Here is a 15,927-nt window from a genome sequence, read left to right on the forward strand (position 1 = left end):
CATTGTCGAATGTTGAAAAAAGAGTATGTCGTGAGCGATTTTATTGACGATTATGCAATGAATGGTGGTTTTCGTTAGATATGGTGATGTTATTGCGGCTTAAAAATGAAAAACCACGCTCGAGGGCGTGGTTTATTGTCAGATAACGTCGATTTCAGCCACCGACGGATAAATCCAGCTCGGCCGGAACGGCATGGCGTCGATGTCGTCCAGCGTCGACACGCCCGAGAGCACGAGGATCGTCTCAAGCCCGGCCTGAAAACCGGCCAGAATATCCGTGCGCAGGTTATCGCCGACAATCACCGTTTGCTCGGAGTGCGCCTGCATTTTGTTGAGCGCCGCGCGGACAATCCACGGGCTCGGTTTGCCGACCACGAAGGGTTTGCGGCCCGAGATTTTCTCGATGCCTGCGCAGAGCGCGCCGCACGCCGGGTAATAGCCGCGACCGTGCGTATCCGGGTTGGTGGCAATAAAACGCGCGCCATTCGCCACGAAGTAAGCGGCTTTGTGCATCATTTCCCAGTTAAAGGAGCGGGTCTCGCCGACGATGACAAAATCCGGGTTCACGTCGGTGATGGTAAAGCCTGCTTTATACAGCTCGTGGATCAGCGCGCCTTCCCCGACCACGTATGCCTTTTTGCCTTCCTGACGTTTCAGGAAGTCGGCGGTCGCCATCGCGGAGGTGTAAAACACGCTGTCCGGCACGTCGACACCCGCAGTGGCGAAGCGGTTGGCCAGATCCTGCCCGGTCTGCGACGGATAGTTGGTCAGCAGAACCAGCGGCATTCCTTTTTCCAGAATACGGTTCAGAAACTCAGCGGCCCCGGGCACCGCAACGTTATCGTGCATCAGCACGCCGTCAATATCACAAATCACATTCTGAATGGTCATGAACTACCTGGCATCTCAAAAAAAGAAGGCGTCACTATAAAGCGCTCTTAGCTTTCCAGCAAACGCTGGAGCAGCAGACCGTTAAGCATGGCGCGTTTCACCAGCGCAAAAGCACCAATGGCGGAACGGTGATCGAGCGTCGAGCGCACCACCGGCAGATTCTGACGGAAGGCTTTCAGCGCCTGAGTATTAATGCAGCCTTCGATCGCCGGAAGCAGCACTTTTTCCGCCTCGGTGATCTCACCGGCGATCACCACTTTCTGCGGGTTAAACAGGTTGATGGCAATGGCGATGGTTTTGCCCAGATGGCGGCCCACTTGCTCAATGACTTCGCAGGCGAGGGCGTCGCCTTTGTTGGCGGCTTTGCAGATGGTGTTGATCTTGCAGTCTTCAAGCGTGATGCGGCTTTGATAGCCCTGCTCGAGCAGATGGCGCACCCGGTGTTCAATCGCGGCGTTAGCAGCGACGGTTTCCAGACAGCCGAAGTTCCCACAGTGGCAGCGCTCGCCGAGGGGATCGACCTGGATATGGCCGATCTCGCCGACGTTGCCGTTACGGCCAATAAAAATGCGCCCGTTGGAGATAATCCCGGCACCGGTTCCGCGGTGGACGCGCACCAGAATAGAGTCTTCGCAATCCTGACTCGCACCAAAGTAGTGCTCCGCCAGCGCCAGGCTGCGGATATCGTGCCCGACATAGCAGGTGACGTTGAAACGTTTTTCCAGCGCTCCGACCAGCCCCCAGTTTTCCACCTGGATGTGGGGCATGTAGCGAATCACGCCGCTTTCCGGGTCGACCAGACCTGGCAGGATCACCGAGATGGCGATCAGCTCGCGGATTTTACGCTGGCAGCTGTCAATAAACAGCGCGATGGTATTCAGCAGGGCGTGTTCCAGGGTTTCCTGGGTTCGCTCGGGCAGGGGATAGTGCTCTTCCGCCACCACTTTGCTGCTCAGATCGTACAGAGTGAGCGTGGTGTCGTGACGGCCAAGGCGTACGCCAATGGCGTGGAAATTGCGGGTTTCGGTAATGATAGAGATGGCGCGGCGGCCCCCGGTGGAGGCCTGCTGATCGACTTCTTTGATCAAGCCGCGCTCAATCAGCTGACGCGTGATTTTGGTCACGCTGGCGGGGGCAAGCTGGCTCTGTTCGGCGATCTGAATCCGCGAGATTGGACCATGCTGGTCAATCAGGCGGTAAACAGCCGCACTGTTAAGTTGTTTAACGAGGTCAACATTACCAATTTGAGCTTGTCCGCCAGATGTCATACTTTTACTTACTCAGTGACGACCTCGTTACCATTAACGATGGTCTTAATAATTTTATAATCGCGTGTGAAGGCGGTGAGGTTGGCCACCATGCCCGGAGCGATACCGCCCAGCTGTTTGTCCACGCCAATCGCGCGAGCCGGGTAGAGCGTTGCCATACGCAGCACTTCATCCAGCGCAATGCCGCAATGCTCAACCAGGTTACGTACCCCTTCGATCATCGTCAGTGCAGAGCCGCTCAGCGTTCCGTTCTCATCCACGCACAATCCATTGCGGTAGTATATTGTTTTACCAGCAAAAATGAACTGCTCAATATTTGCACCTGCTGGCGCCGTGGCGTCAGTCACCAGGCACAGCTTATCGCCTTTCAGGCGTTTCGCGTTGCGGATGTTGGTGTAATCCACATGCAGGCCATCAGCGATAATGCCACAGTAAACGTCTGGCTCATCAAGAATCGCACCGACAAGCCCTGGTTCGCGGCCGGTAATGTACGGCATGGCGTTATAAAGGTGGGTCGCAAAGGTAATGCCTGCGCGGAAACCGGTTTTCGCTTCGGCGAGCGTCGCGTTAGAGTGACCCGCAGAAACCACGATACCGGCGGCTGCCAGTTTGCTGATCACGTCCGGCCCGGTCATTTCAGGGGCCAGCGTCACTTTGGTGATCACGTCCGCGTTAGCGCACATGAAGTCGACCAGCTCGGCGTCAGGCTTGCGCACATAATTCGGATTGTGGGTGCCTTTCTTGACGATGTTCAACCACGGACCTTCAAGGTGCAGACCCAGCGCCTGATGCGGGTATTTCGCCAGGTATTCACGCATCACGCGGATACCTTGCTTCATTAATTCGTCGTCGGAGGTGATGAGCGTTGGCAGATAGCTGGTGCAGCCCGATTTCTCATTGGCTTTCTGCATGATCTCCAGCGTTTCAACGGTGACCGCCTCTGGCGAGTCGTTGAACTGCACGCCGCCGCAGCCGTTCAACTGGACGTCGATAAAACCGGGGGAGATGATTGCTCCATTGAGTGAGCGCTGTTCGATCTCCGGCGGCAGTTCAGCCTGCGGGCAGACACGTTCAATCAGGCCATTGGCGATAACAATCGCATGGTCATCCAGAATTTCATGGCCGGTATAAATCCGACCGTGGGTTAAAGCGTACATAAGACCCCCGGTTTAAAAATTCAACCGCCTCTTTGGGAAGAGGCGGCTAGTCAATTACAGACCTTTAATGTTTTCAGCTTCTAACTCGTTGAAGTATTTCAGCGTCTTCACTTTCAGTTCCATGGTGGACGGCTCGTCGCACACCACAACCGCTTTAGGATGCAGCTGCAGGCAGCTGATGGTCCACATGTGGTTCACGTTGCCTTCAACGGCGGCTTGCAGCGCCTGCGCTTTCACGTTGCCCAGCACCAGAATCATCACTTCTTCGGCATCCAGCAGGGTGCCCACGCCAACGGTCAGGGCGTATTTTGGCACCTGATTTACGTCGCCGTCGAAGAAGCGAGAGTTTGCCACGCGGGTGTCATGGGTCAGGGTTTTAATACGGGTACGAGAGGCCAGAGAAGAAGCCGGTTCGTTGAACGCGATGTGACCGTCGTTGCCCACGCCGCCCATGAACAGGTTAATTTTGCCGTAAGAGCGGATTTTTTCTTCGTACTGACGGCATTCTGCGTCAATATCAGGCGCGTTTCCATTCAGCAGGTTAATATTTTCAGGTTGAATATCAACGTGATCAAAGAAATTGCGGTGCATGAAGCTATGGTAGCTCTCCGGGTGTTCCTTCGCTAAGCCCACGTATTCGTCCATGTTGAAGGTGACAACATGTTTGAAGCTAACCTGGCCTGATTTATGCATTTCGACCAGAGCTTTATACGCGGTCAGCGGTGTGCCACCGGTTGGCAGGCCGAGAACGAAAGGACGATCGGCGGTAGGTTTGAACGCGTTGATACGGTTAACGATATGGCGTGCAGCCCATTTTCCGACTTGTTCAGCTGTAGCCAGGGGAATCAGTCTCATTGTTCACCTCTAAAGTTAAAGTTAAAAAAAGTGGGCGGATGGCGCGCCTCAACCTGAAATAAGCGTAACCTGGATCACGCCAGGCGGGGGGCAATCCGACTTGATTTTTTGAATGATAAAATAAGTTTTCACTGTTAGCCAGCAAAAGGGAGGGTTATTAACGGTATTTGGTGACAAAACTCACAAAAAATACGTGTTTAATTTGCGATACGAATTAATTTCTCACACACTCAGAATGCCAGTGATTCATCAACTGTATCGATAAGTTAGTGACACAATAAAAAACAGCTGAGAACGTGCCTTAAACGGGGTCTCATAGGGGGAAGCACAAGTGAGTATTCTAGGTTATTTACAAAAGGTTGGTCGCGCACTGATGGTGCCGGTCGCCACGCTGCCTGCGGCAGCAATTCTGATGGGTGTCGGCTACTGGATTGACCCGGTTAGCTGGGGTGGTGACAACGCACTTGCGGCGCTGTTCATCAAGTCTGGTTCCGCCATCATCGACAATATGTCCGTACTGTTCGCGATCGGTGTCGCTTACGGTATGTCCAAAGATAAAGACGGTGCAGCAGCATTAACAGGTTTTGTGGGCTTCCTCGTGTTGACCACACTCTGTTCTCCGGCAGCGGTTGCCATGATTCAGAAGATCCCAGTGGACCAGGTGCCTGCTGCGTTCGGTAAGATCAGCAACCAGTTCGTCGGTATCCTCGTGGGTATCATCTCTGCGGAACTGTACAACCGCTTCAGCGGCGTTGAGCTGCCGAAGGCGCTGTCGTTCTTCAGCGGTCGTCGCCTGGTGCCGATCCTGACCTCCTTCGTCATGATCGCTGTCGCGTTCATCCTGATGTACGTCTGGCCTGTGATCTTCGACGGTCTGGTGAACTTCGGTGAGCACATCCAGAAACTCGGTTCTGCTGGCGCAGGTATCTACGCCTTCTTCAACCGTCTGTTGATTCCGGTCGGTCTGCACCACGCCCTGAACTCCGTGTTCTGGTTTGACGTGGCAGGTATTAACGATATCCCTAACTTCCTCGGCGGCGCACAGTCCATCGAAACAGGTAAAGGCATCGTGGGTATCACCGGTCGTTATCAGGCGGGCTTCTTCCCGATTATGATGTTCGGTCTGCCGGGTGCTGCGCTGGCTATCTATCACTGCGCACGTCCAGAGAACAAAGCGAAAGTTCTGGGTATCATGATGGCGGGCGCATTCGCGGCCTTCTTCACCGGTATCACCGAGCCGCTGGAATTCTCCTTCATGTTCGTGGCGCCGGTTCTGTATGTGATCCACGCCGTGCTGACCGGTATCTCTGTGTTCATCGCAGCGTCAATGCACTGGATCGCAGGCTTCGGCTTCAGTGCGGGTCTGGTGGATATGGTGCTGTCGTCCCGTAACCCGCTGGCGACTCACTGGTGGATGCTGATCCCTCAGGGTCTGGTGTTCTTCGTGATTTACTACGTGGTGTTCCGCTTCACTATCACCAAATTCAACCTGATGACTCCGGGTCGCGAGCTGGCTGTTGCCGGTAGCGAAGCCGATGGTCAGGACGTGAATGTGAGCGGTGATAAAGAGCAGGACGTTGCAGGCCTGGCGCGTCAGTACATCGCCGCAGTCGGTGGTTCTGACAACCTGACCGGTATCGACGCCTGTATCACCCGTCTGCGCCTCAGCGTGAAAGATTCTTCTCTGGTTAACGAAGCACTGGCTAAACGTCTGGGCGCATCCGGTGTGATTCGTCTGAACAAAACCAGCGTGCAGATTATCGTGGGCTTCGTGGCAGAAAAAATCGCTAACGCCATGAAAACCACCGGTCCGGTAGCCGCTTCTGAAGCTGCTCCTGTCGCCGCTGCACCTGTCGCTGCAAAACCACAGGCGGTTCCTAACGCCACCACCATCGCGGCGCTGGTTTCTCCAGTCACCGGTGAAGTGGTTGCCCTGGAGCAGGTTCCTGATGAAGCCTTCGCCAGCAAAGCGGTCGGTGATGGTGTCGCTGTGAAACCAACGGAAAAAACCGTGGTTTCTCCGGCAGCCGGTACCATCGTGAAAATCTTCAACACCAACCATGCCTTCTGCCTCGAAACGGAGAAGGGTGCTGAGATCGTGGTCCACATGGGTATCGACACCGTTGCCCTGGGTGGTCAAGGCTTCACGCGTCTGGTTGAAGAGGGTGCCGAAGTGGTGGCAGGTCAGCCGATTCTGGAAATGGATCTGGACTTCCTGAACGCCAATGCGCGCTCCATGATTAGCCCGGTTGTTTGCAGCAACATCGACGACTTTAGCGGTCTGGTTCTCCAGGCGAAAGGTCAGGTCGTTGCTGGTCAAACGCCACTGTACGAGATTAAAGGCAAGTAATCGCTCCTGAGTAGAGTCATGCCTTAAGCGGTGGGGGTTATCCTCCGCCGCTTTTTTTTGCAGCAATCCTCCCCAATATTCACTTCAAAGCCGTTTTTTGCATAACTAAAGGTTGTCACTACGTCCGGCTTATAAGATCATATGCCGTTATACGTTGTTGACGCTTTGAGGAATCCACGATGAGTGAGGCTGAAGCCCGCCCGAGTAACTTTATTCGCCAGATCATCGATGAAGATCTGGCCAGTGGTAAGCACACCACAGTTCATACCCGTTTCCCGCCGGAGCCAAACGGCTACCTGCATATCGGTCATGCGAAATCGATCTGCCTGAACTTCGGCATCGCGCAAGACTACCAGGGCCAATGCAACCTGCGTTTCGATGACACCAACCCAGTTAAAGAAGACATCGAATACGTTGAGTCCATCAAGAACGACGTGCAATGGTTAGGCTTCACCTGGTCTGGCGATATCTGCTACTCCTCTGACTATTTCGATCAGCTGCACGCCTACGCCGTAGAGCTTATCAACAAAGGCCTGGCCTACGTTGACGAGCTGTCTGCTGACGAAATCCGCGAATACCGTGGCTCGCTGACGGCGCCGGGTAAAAACAGCCCGTTCCGCGATCGCAGCGTCGAAGAGAACCTCGCGCTGTTCGAAAAAATGCGTGCCGGTGGCTTCGAAGAGGGCAAAGCCTGTCTGCGTGCCAAAATCGACATGGCATCGCCGTTCATCGTGATGCGCGATCCGGTGCTGTATCGCATTAAATTTGCCGAGCACCACCAGACCGGCAACAAGTGGTGCATCTACCCGATGTACGACTTCACCCACTGCATCAGCGATGCGCTGGAAGGCATTACGCACTCCCTGTGTACGCTGGAGTTCCAGGACAACCGTCGTCTGTACGACTGGGTGCTGGATAACATCACCATTCCTGTGCATCCGCGTCAGTACGAGTTCTCTCGTCTGAATCTGGAATACACCGTGATGTCCAAGCGTAAGCTGAACCTGCTGGTGACGGACAAGCACGTCGAAGGCTGGGATGATCCGCGTATGCCGACCATCTCCGGTCTGCGTCGTCGTGGCTACACCGCGGCCTCTATTCGCGAATTCATCAAGCGTATCGGCGTGACCAAGCAGGACAACACCATTGAGATGGCGTCTCTGGAATCCTGCATTCGCGAAGATCTGAACGAAAACGCACCGCGCGCGATGGCGGTTATCGATCCGGTTAAACTGGTCATCGAAAACTACCCGCAGGGCGAGAGCGAGCAGGTCACCATGCCGAACCATCCGAGCAAACCGGAAATGGGCAGCCGTGAAGTGCCGTTCAGCGCCGAGATCTGGATCGACCGTGCTGACTTCCGCGAAGAAGCGAACAAGCAGTACAAGCGTCTGGTGCTGGGCAAAGAAGTTCGCCTGCGCAATGCGTACGTGATCAAAGCTGAGCGCGTGGAGAAAGACGCCGAAGGCAACATCACGACTATCTTCTGTACTTACGACGCAGAGACCCTGAGCAAGGATCCGGCGGACGGACGCAAAGTGAAAGGCGTGATCCACTGGGTGAGCGCAGCACACGCGCTGCCGGTTGAAATTCGTCTGTACGATCGTCTGTTCAGCATTCCGAACCCGGGCGCGGCAGAAGATTTCCTGGCGACCATCAACCAGGAATCATTGGTCATCAAACAGGGTTATGCAGAACCTTCCCTGAAAACGGCCGAAGCAGGTAAAGCGTATCAGTTCGAGCGTGAAGGTTACTTCTGTCTCGACAGCCGTTATGCAACCGCTACCAAACTGGTATTTAACCGTACCGTCGGTCTGCGTGACACCTGGGCCAAAATTGGCGAGTAAGCCTGGTCAATGAGAGACAAACGCCGCGCAACGCGGCGTTTTTTTTGCTTATCGATCATGCTTTTACTTTTCGTGCCATTTTTTAACCGCAAAATAACACGTCAATGAGCTGCTACTTATTTTTTTTAATAAAGTTTCATGTAATACGGAATAAGCCAAATTATAGTATGTGAGCGCTATCAAATTTCATTACTCCCTGAATTTAACCATATTTTTCCGCTTAAGCCTTGTCGTAGGTGATGTGTTACAAATCACTACCAATTATGTGCACTTCGTCATAATCCTGCGTTTTCCCCACTGAAAAGCATTGATAATTCGCGTCGCGAAAAATAGTCTAAAGGCGGTAGTTAATTCGAGGGTATTACAGACTACCCCTGACCATTTGGTCTTTTAGATTTTTCGCCGTTTAAGGCGCTTTTATTCGTCAAAGAGGAACAATCTATGCGTACGTTCAGTGGCAAACGTAGTGCGCTGGCGCTGGCTATCGCCGGTGTGACAGCAATGTCGGGCTTTATTGCAGCTCCGCAGGCTCAGGCAGCAGGCTTTATCGATGATTCGACACTCACGGGCGGTATCTATTACTGGCAGCGTGAACGTGACCGTAAAGACGTCACCGACGGCGACAAATACAAAGTTAACCTTTCTCACTCCACCTGGAACGCCAACCTGGATTTCCAGTCGGGATATGCCGCTGATATGTTCGGTCTGGATATTGCTGCTTTCACGGCCATCGAAATGGCGGAAAACGGCGATAGCGCACACCCGAACGAAATCGCGTTCTCCTCCAGCAACAAAGCGTACAAAGAAGACTGGTCTGGCGATAAGAGCGGTATCAGCCTGTATAAAGCGGCGGCAAAATTCAAATACGGTCCAGTATGGGCGCGCGGTGGTTACATTCAGCCAACCGGTCAGACCCTGTTAGCCCCACACTGGAGCTTCATGCCGGGTACTTACCAGGGCGCGGAAGCCGGGGCGAACTTTGACTACGGCGATGCGGGTGCGTTGAGCTTCTCCTACATGTGGACCAACGAGTACAAAGCGCCGTGGCACATCGAGATGGATGACTTCTATCAGGGCAACCGTAAAACCAAAGTTGATTACCTTCATTCTGTTGGCGCGAAGTATGACTTCAAAAATAACCTCGTTCTTGAAGCCGCATTTGGTCAGGCACAGGGCTACATGGATCAGTATTTTGCCAAAGCCTCTTATAAATTTGATTTAGTTGGCAACCCGTTCACCACGAGCTACCAGTTCTATGGTGCGCGGGATAAGGTGGACGATCAAAAAAATCTGCAGACCAACGATGATGTCCTCCTGGCAAGCGATCTCTATGATGGTACCGCCTGGCTGCAGGCGTTAACTTTTGGGTATAAGGTTGGCCAGGTCGATCTGCGTCTTGAAGGTACCTGGGTTAAAGCTGATGGTAATCAGGGCTACTTCCTGCAGCGTATGACGCCGACTTACGCGTCATCCAATGGTCGTTTGGATATCTGGTGGGATAACCGCTCAGACTTCAACGCCAACGGTGAAAAAGCCGTCTTCGTCGGAGCAATGTACGACCTCAGTAACTGGAATCTGGCCGGATGGTCGGTTGGGGCTTCCTATGCCTATGGCTGGGATGCTAAACCAAGCAGCGCATCCATCTACGATCAGAGTCAGCGTCTGAAAGAGTCCGCTTATAGTCTTGATGCGTCTTATGTTCTGCAGGACGGCCGCGCGAAGGGCACCATGTTTAAACTGCACTTCACCCAGTATGACAACCATTCTGACCTGGCTAGCTATAGCGGCGGCTATAACAACATCTTCCAGGATGAACGTGACGTGAAATTCATGGTTATCGCACCATTCACCATCTTCTGATGAACTGCCTGGCGGGGCCACACCCGCCGGAATGGAGACCAACATGTTGAAGAAAATTGTAGTGGTGGCTGTACTGGCATCGGGCCTGGTTGCCTGTGCGCAGCCTCAGGCACCGAAAGAAGATTCACGTCTCAAAGAGGCTTACAGCACCTGTATCAACACCGCGGAAGGCTCGCCGGAGAAAATCCAGGCCTGCCAGAGCGTGCTGACGGTACTGAAGAAAGAAAAGGCGCATGAGCAATTTGCGACGCAAGAGAATGTTCGCGTGATGGACTATCAGGCCTGTATCCAGGCGCGTAAAACGGGTAATGGTGAAGCAGTGAAAGCCGATTGCGGCCAGCTCTGGCAGGAAATTCGCAAGAACAACGCGCAGTAATCTGCGTTCATCAACGCCCGGCAGCGAGAGCTCGCCGGGCGTTTTGCATTTATTGCAGGCAAAAAAAAAGCCAACCGTCAGGTTGGCTCAGAGTATGAAGCAGAATTATTTGGTATCGTGAGCGTGCTCGTTTTCGCGGCAATCGCCTTCAGCACAGTGACCATACAGATACAGGCTATGGTTGGTCAGACGGATGCCATGTCGGGTGGCAATCTCACGCTGACGTGCTTCGATAGAGTCATCGCTAAACTCAATCACCTTGCCGCAGTCGAGGCAAATCAGGTGATCGTGGTGATGCTGCTGCGTCAGTTCAAAAACGGATTTACCGCCTTCAAAATTATGACGGGTGACAATGCCGGCGTCATCGAACTGGTTCAGAACGCGGTATACGGTCGCCAGCCCAATCTCTTCGCCCATGTCGATCAGACGCTTGTATAAGTCTTCCGCACTGACGTGATGGTTGTCCGGCCCTTGCAGAACTTCCAGGATTTTTAAACGAGGAAGCGTCACTTTCAGGCCAGCCTTCTTTAATGCGGTATTGTTGTCAGTCATGCGGAATCTGTCCTGTTGCTAAACGATTCACTTCCTTAAGAAGTGACAGAAAATGCAGTTGGGATAATGCGTCTCATTATAGAACTGCCATGTCTAAATGAAAACCGCAAGTCTCAAGCAAAGTATGCTTATAAAAACGTGGTATCACCAACAAACTTGTTCGATGGCATCCACTTTAACCCTGGGACATTGTACAGGTATGAACGCAAAAGTTAAAAATTTGTAGCAATTATTTTGATTGGAATTATCTATCAATGAGGCATAGCGTAAAACGCTACACCTCACAGATTTGATCAGGCGTTCAGAATGTCGTCGAGGTGCAGTTCTTCGCGGATCTGTTTCACCCACTTGTCGACGCGCTCTGCGGTCAGCTCTGGCTGACGGTCTTCGTCGATAGCGAGGCCAACAAAGTGGTCGTCATCCGCCAGGCCTTTAGAAGCTTCGAAATGATAGCCCGCCGTTGGCCAGTGGCCGACGATCGCGGCGCCGCGTGGCTCAATGATGTCGCGGATGGTGCCCAGCGCATCACAGAAGTACTCTGCGTAATCTTCCTGGTCGCCGCAGCCGAAGAGGGCCACGAGCTTGCCGTTGAAATCGACTTCTTCCAGCGTCGGGAAGAAATCATCCCAGTCACACTGCGCTTCGCCGTAGTACCAGGTTGGGATGCCGAGCAGCAGAATATCGTAGCCTTCGAGATCTTCTTTGCTGCTCTTAGCAATGTCATGCACGTCGGCAACGTCTTTACCAAGCTGTTTTTGAATGTTTTTTGCGATGTTTTCGGTATTACCGGTATCGCTGCCGAAAAAAATGCCGATGATTGCCATGAGTAAAATAACCTCTTGAAACTTAATGGTATGGTGGCGCAATTTGTCCACGGATAAGGGCAATCATAGCAGAACAGGGAAGTCTGCGGAAACAGCTATCACGCGGGACTGCACTCTGTGCTACATGAAAGGGACAAATGAGTGGATTTTCAGACGATCACCTGGTGCTGCGCCACGCCTGAAGTTGCGCCATCAGCATCTCTTCAATCAGCTCGCTGCGGCTGATTTCGCGGGCGTCGGCCAGTTCACTTAAGGCGTCAGCCGCTTCCGCGTTGAGTTTTAGCTCGACGCGTTTAAGCCCACGACTCTTGTCGCGTTTTAGCTGATTGCGCTTATTGATGCGCAACTGTTCATCACGCGAAAGCGGATTGGTTTTTGGTCGTCCCGGTCGACGTTCAGTCGCGAACAGATCTAATGTCGTGCGGTCCGTTTGTTCTTTGGCCATGATTCAGAGACTTCGGGGGAAAACAAGCAGCCCTGCTATTGCCGGGGCGATGAGCGCGACATCATACATGACGTCAACCTGCACGCCAACGACTGGTGACCCGCAGGCAACCGGTCGCTGGCTTTTTAATCAAATCGCATTATCAGAGAGATAACGACGAATCGCCCGCAGTACGGCTTCCGGTTTTTCGGCGTGAACCCAGTGTCCGGCTCCAGCTACCACATGCGCACGCGCCTGCGGGAATTGCGCCAGCAGCTCATCGCGATACGCGTCGGTGACGTACGGGGAGTTGCCACCGCGAATAAACAGGGTAGGGTGCGGCCAGGCCGGAACGTTGTCCCAGCCGACAATATGGGAATACTGATCCCACAGCACCGGCACGTTAAAACGCCATGCGCCATCGACGAAGGATTTCAGCAGAAACTGCACCACGCCCTCTTCATCCAGATGTTCGCGCATCACCGCCGCTGCCTTTTGGCGCGTGGAAACGCCCGCCTCGGTCACGGCGTTGATCGCCGCAAAGATTTCGTCATGACGGCGCACATCGTAATCCACCGGGGCGACGTCGATCACCACCAATTGCTCGATACGCTCAGGAGCCAGCGCCGTCAGAGCCATGACCGCTTTGCCGCCCATGGAATGGCCAATCAGCGTCGCTTTTTCAATCTGGTTGGCATCGAGGGTATCCAGCAGATCTTGCGCCATCGCGGCGTAGGTCATCTCCGGGCTGCGCTCGGAAAGGCCGTGGTTACGCATATCCACCTGCAGGATATCGTGGTCGGCCACCAGATCGCGGGCCAGCACGCCCAGGTTATCGAGGCTGCCAAACAGGCCATGAACCAGTACGATGGGAGAATTATTGTTCGGCGATTGTGCAGATTGCGCTCGGCTATTCAATTTCATGGCAAAGTTCTTTTTTTACGTATGTCAGGTTAGGGTATTATGTTGACCATTCTGCCGCCCGGCTGCAAGGTTCCAGTTTAATCTGACTTTTGCCGCAAGCCTGGCTTGACCCTATCCGCGGTTGGGATTAGCCCTTATAATCCCAACGACTTGTATTCAGATAAGATATTGCACTGGATTAAGATGAAAACAATCGAAGTTGATGATGAGCTCTATCAGTATATTGCCAGCCACACGCGACATATTGGCGAGAGTGCGTCCGACATTTTACGGCGTATGCTGAAATTTTCCGCCGCCTCACAGCCCGCAACTCCGGTTTCTAAAGAGGTTCGTCAGCCGAGCGCTGCTGTTGAAGTCAAAACAGTCGCCCCGGTGAAAGACAAAGTCCGCGCCATGCGTGAACTGCTGCTTTCCGACGAATACGCCGAGCAGAAGAAAGCGGTTAACCGCTTTATGCTGGTGCTGTCTACACTCTATTCACTGGATAACAAAGCGTTTGCCGAAGCCACTGATTCGCTTCATGGCCGTACCCGCGTCTACTTCGCGGGCGACGAGCAGACGCTGCTTGCCAACGGCAATCAAACCAAACCTAAGCATGTCCCTGGTACGCCGTACTGGGTGATCACCAACACCAACACCGGACGCAAATGCAGCATGGTCGAACACATCATGCAGTCGATGCAATTCCCGGCGGAATTGATTGAAAAGGTTTGCGGTACCATTTAACCCTTGCACAGGAAGGACCAGGCAATGGCAAATCACGAACGTGCGGGTCAGCCTGCACAACAAAGCGATTTGATTAACGTCGCTCAACTCACCGCGCAGTACTACGTGCTGAAGCCGGAAGTGGGCAACGCAGAACACGCAGTGAAGTTTGGTACGTCTGGCCACCGCGGCAGCGCGGCGCGCCATAGCTTTAACGAACCGCATATTCTGGCCATTGCCCAGGCCATCGCGGAAGAGCGCGCGAAAAATGGCGTGACCGGTCCGTGCTATGTCGGGAAAGACACCCACGCCCTGTCCGAACCGGCATTCATCTCCGTGCTGGAAGTGCTGGCCGCGAACGGCGTTGACGTGATCGTCCAGGAAGACAACGGCTTTACGCCGACCCCTGCGGTCTCGAACGCCATTCTGGTGCACAACAAAAAAGGCGGCGCGCAGGCAGACGGTATCGTTATCACCCCGTCGCACAACCCGCCGGACGACGGTGGTATCAAGTACAACCCACCGAACGGTGGACCGGCTGATACCAACGTCACCAAAGTGGTCGAAGACCGCGCCAACGCGCTGCTGGCTGCTGGCCTGAACGGCGTGAAACGTATTTCACTGGATGAGGCCATGGCCTCCGGCCATGTGAAAGAGCTGGATCTGGTGCAGCCGTTTATTGAAGGGCTGGCGGATATCGTCGATATCGCCGCGATTCAAAAAGCGGGCCTGAAGCTGGGCGTGGATCCGCTCGGCGGTTCCGGGATCGAATACTGGAAGCGCATTGCCGAATTCTACAAGCTGGATCTGACCATCGTGAACGATCAGGTCGATCAGACCTTCCGCTTTATGCACCTCGACAAAGATGGCGCTATCCGTATGGACTGCTCCTCCGAGTGTGCGATGGCCGGTCTGCTGGCTCTGCGCGATAAGTTCGATCTGGCGTTTGCCAACGACCCGGACTACGACCGCCACGGGATCGTCACCCCGGCGGGCCTGATGAATCCGAACCACTACCTGGCCGTTGCGATTAACTATCTGTTCCAGCATCGTCCACAGTGGGGCAAAGAGGTCGCCGTCGGTAAAACGCTGGTCTCTTCCGCAATGATTGACCGCGTGGTGAACGATCTGGGCCGCAAGCTGGTAGAAGTGCCGGTGGGCTTCAAATGGTTTGTTGACGGTCTGCACGACGGCAGCTTCGGTTTCGGCGGCGAAGAGAGCGCGGGGGCATCCTTCCTGCGTTTCGACGGTACGCCGTGGTCGACGGATAAAGACGGGATCATTATGTGCCTGCTGGCGGCGGAAATCACCGCGGTCACCGGTAAGAACCCGCAGGAGCATTACAACGAGCTGGCCGCTCGCTTTGGTGCGCCGAGCTACAACCGTATTCAGGCGGGAGCCACTTCCGCGCAGAAAGCGGCGCTGTCTAAGCTCTCCCCTGAGATGGTGAGCGCGGATACGCTGGCGGGTGACCCGATCACCGCGCGTCTGACGGCGGCACCGGGTAATGGGGCGTCTATCGGTGGTCTGAAAGTGATGACCGAGAACGGCTGGTTTGCAGCACGTCCATCCGGTACGGAAGATGCGTACAAAATTTACTGCGAAAGCTTCCTCGGCGACGAACACCGTAAGCTGATTGAGAAAGAAGCGGTAGAGATTGTGAGTGAAGTGTTGAAGAACGCGTAATTCTGCGGTCTGTTTGCCGGGTGGCGGCTCCGCCTTACCCGGCCTACAAAACTGCTCTGCGGTCTGATGCCCTCACCCCAACCCTTATGTCTTGATCTTCTCCGCTTCTGCGGAGAAGATCCCCGACTGATCATCGGGAGGTTACCGGTGAGCATCACCCGGCCCTGGTGCCACTGAGCCCGTGGGAGAGATTATGCCCCGGTAACCT

General features: G+C 54.0%; 14 protein-coding genes. 6 read left to right on the forward strand and 8 right to left on the reverse strand.

Annotated features, from left to right (window positions below; all coding sequences use genetic code 11):
• Positions 1 to 138 precede the first annotated feature (138 nt).
• The 4 genes from nagD to nagB are packed head-to-tail and all read right to left on the reverse strand — an operon-like array spanning position 139 to position 4,171.
• The gene (nagD, locus tag QQF33_RS06935) at positions 139 to 891 is read right to left on the reverse strand and encodes a ribonucleotide monophosphatase NagD (protein WP_285146616.1); all 753 of its coding nucleotides are present in this window, start codon (positions 889 to 891) and stop codon (positions 139 to 141) included.
• Positions 892 to 938: 47 nt separating this feature from the next.
• Complete coding sequence (nagC, locus tag QQF33_RS06940) at positions 939 to 2,159, reverse strand: DNA-binding transcriptional regulator NagC (protein ID WP_282494136.1); 1,221 nt, start codon at positions 2,157 to 2,159, stop codon at positions 939 to 941.
• Between the two features lie 8 nt (positions 2,160 to 2,167).
• The gene (gene nagA, locus QQF33_RS06945) at positions 2,168 to 3,316 is read right to left on the reverse strand and encodes an N-acetylglucosamine-6-phosphate deacetylase (RefSeq protein ID WP_285146615.1); all 1,149 of its coding nucleotides are present in this window, start codon (positions 3,314 to 3,316) and stop codon (positions 2,168 to 2,170) included.
• 54 nt (positions 3,317 to 3,370) lie between these two features.
• Positions 3,371 to 4,171 (reverse strand): glucosamine-6-phosphate deaminase, encoded by an 801-nt coding sequence (gene nagB, locus QQF33_RS06950; protein WP_095281242.1) that lies wholly within the window; start codon positions 4,169 to 4,171, stop codon positions 3,371 to 3,373.
• A gap of 331 nt (positions 4,172 to 4,502) precedes the next feature.
• Here nagB and nagE point away from each other — a divergent pair, with 331 nt between their 5' ends.
• The 4 genes from nagE (at position 4,503) to chiQ (ending at position 10,604) form a co-directional block, all read left to right on the forward strand.
• The gene (gene nagE, locus QQF33_RS06955) at positions 4,503 to 6,521 is read left to right on the forward strand and encodes an N-acetylglucosamine-specific PTS transporter subunit IIBC (protein ID WP_282494134.1); all 2,019 of its coding nucleotides are present in this window, start codon (positions 4,503 to 4,505) and stop codon (positions 6,519 to 6,521) included.
• A 179-nt stretch (positions 6,522 to 6,700) separates the two neighbouring features.
• Positions 6,701 to 8,368, forward strand: a complete 1,668-nt coding sequence (gene glnS, locus QQF33_RS06960) for a glutamine--tRNA ligase (RefSeq protein ID WP_285148752.1) — start codon at positions 6,701 to 6,703, stop codon at positions 8,366 to 8,368.
• Between the two features lie 441 nt (positions 8,369 to 8,809).
• Positions 8,810 to 10,228: a chitoporin ChiP gene (gene chiP / locus QQF33_RS06965; RefSeq protein WP_285146612.1), complete on the forward strand. Its 1,419-nt coding sequence runs from the start codon at positions 8,810 to 8,812 to the stop codon at positions 10,226 to 10,228.
• Positions 10,229 to 10,274: 46 nt separating this feature from the next.
• Entirely contained in the window at positions 10,275 to 10,604 is a 330-nt protein-coding gene (gene chiQ, locus QQF33_RS06970; RefSeq protein WP_416382212.1) for a ChiQ/YbfN family lipoprotein, read from the forward strand.
• A 105-nt stretch (positions 10,605 to 10,709) separates the two neighbouring features.
• On the opposite strand, the gene fur is transcribed toward chiQ, so the two are convergent.
• The 4 genes from fur to ybfF all read right to left on the reverse strand — a co-directional run bounded on the left by fur (position 10,710) and on the right by ybfF (position 13,328).
• Entirely contained in the window at positions 10,710 to 11,156 is a 447-nt protein-coding gene (gene fur, locus QQF33_RS06975) for a ferric iron uptake transcriptional regulator (RefSeq protein WP_064325325.1), read from the reverse strand.
• A gap of 293 nt (positions 11,157 to 11,449) precedes the next feature.
• Positions 11,450 to 11,980, reverse strand: a complete 531-nt coding sequence (fldA, locus tag QQF33_RS06980; protein WP_059178645.1) for a flavodoxin FldA — start codon at positions 11,978 to 11,980, stop codon at positions 11,450 to 11,452.
• Between the two features lie 157 nt (positions 11,981 to 12,137).
• Complete coding sequence (gene ybfE / locus QQF33_RS06985; protein WP_102104162.1) at positions 12,138 to 12,425, reverse strand: LexA regulated protein; 288 nt, start codon at positions 12,423 to 12,425, stop codon at positions 12,138 to 12,140.
• Positions 12,426 to 12,554: 129 nt separating this feature from the next.
• Complete coding sequence (ybfF, locus tag QQF33_RS06990) at positions 12,555 to 13,328, reverse strand: esterase (protein WP_285148754.1); 774 nt, start codon at positions 13,326 to 13,328, stop codon at positions 12,555 to 12,557.
• A 183-nt stretch (positions 13,329 to 13,511) separates the two neighbouring features.
• Here ybfF and seqA point away from each other — a divergent pair, with 183 nt between their 5' ends.
• Complete coding sequence (gene seqA, locus QQF33_RS06995) at positions 13,512 to 14,054, forward strand: replication initiation negative regulator SeqA (RefSeq protein ID WP_285146609.1); 543 nt, start codon at positions 13,512 to 13,514, stop codon at positions 14,052 to 14,054.
• A 24-nt stretch (positions 14,055 to 14,078) separates the two neighbouring features.
• Entirely contained in the window at positions 14,079 to 15,719 is a 1,641-nt protein-coding gene (pgm, locus tag QQF33_RS07000; RefSeq protein ID WP_285148755.1) for a phosphoglucomutase (alpha-D-glucose-1,6-bisphosphate-dependent), read from the forward strand.
• Positions 15,720 to 15,927 lie beyond the last annotated feature (208 nt).

The sequence above is a fragment of the Lelliottia wanjuensis genome (assembly GCF_030238365.1).
In the GTDB taxonomy this organism is placed as follows: Bacteria; Pseudomonadota; Gammaproteobacteria; order Enterobacterales; family Enterobacteriaceae; genus Enterobacter; species Enterobacter wanjuensis.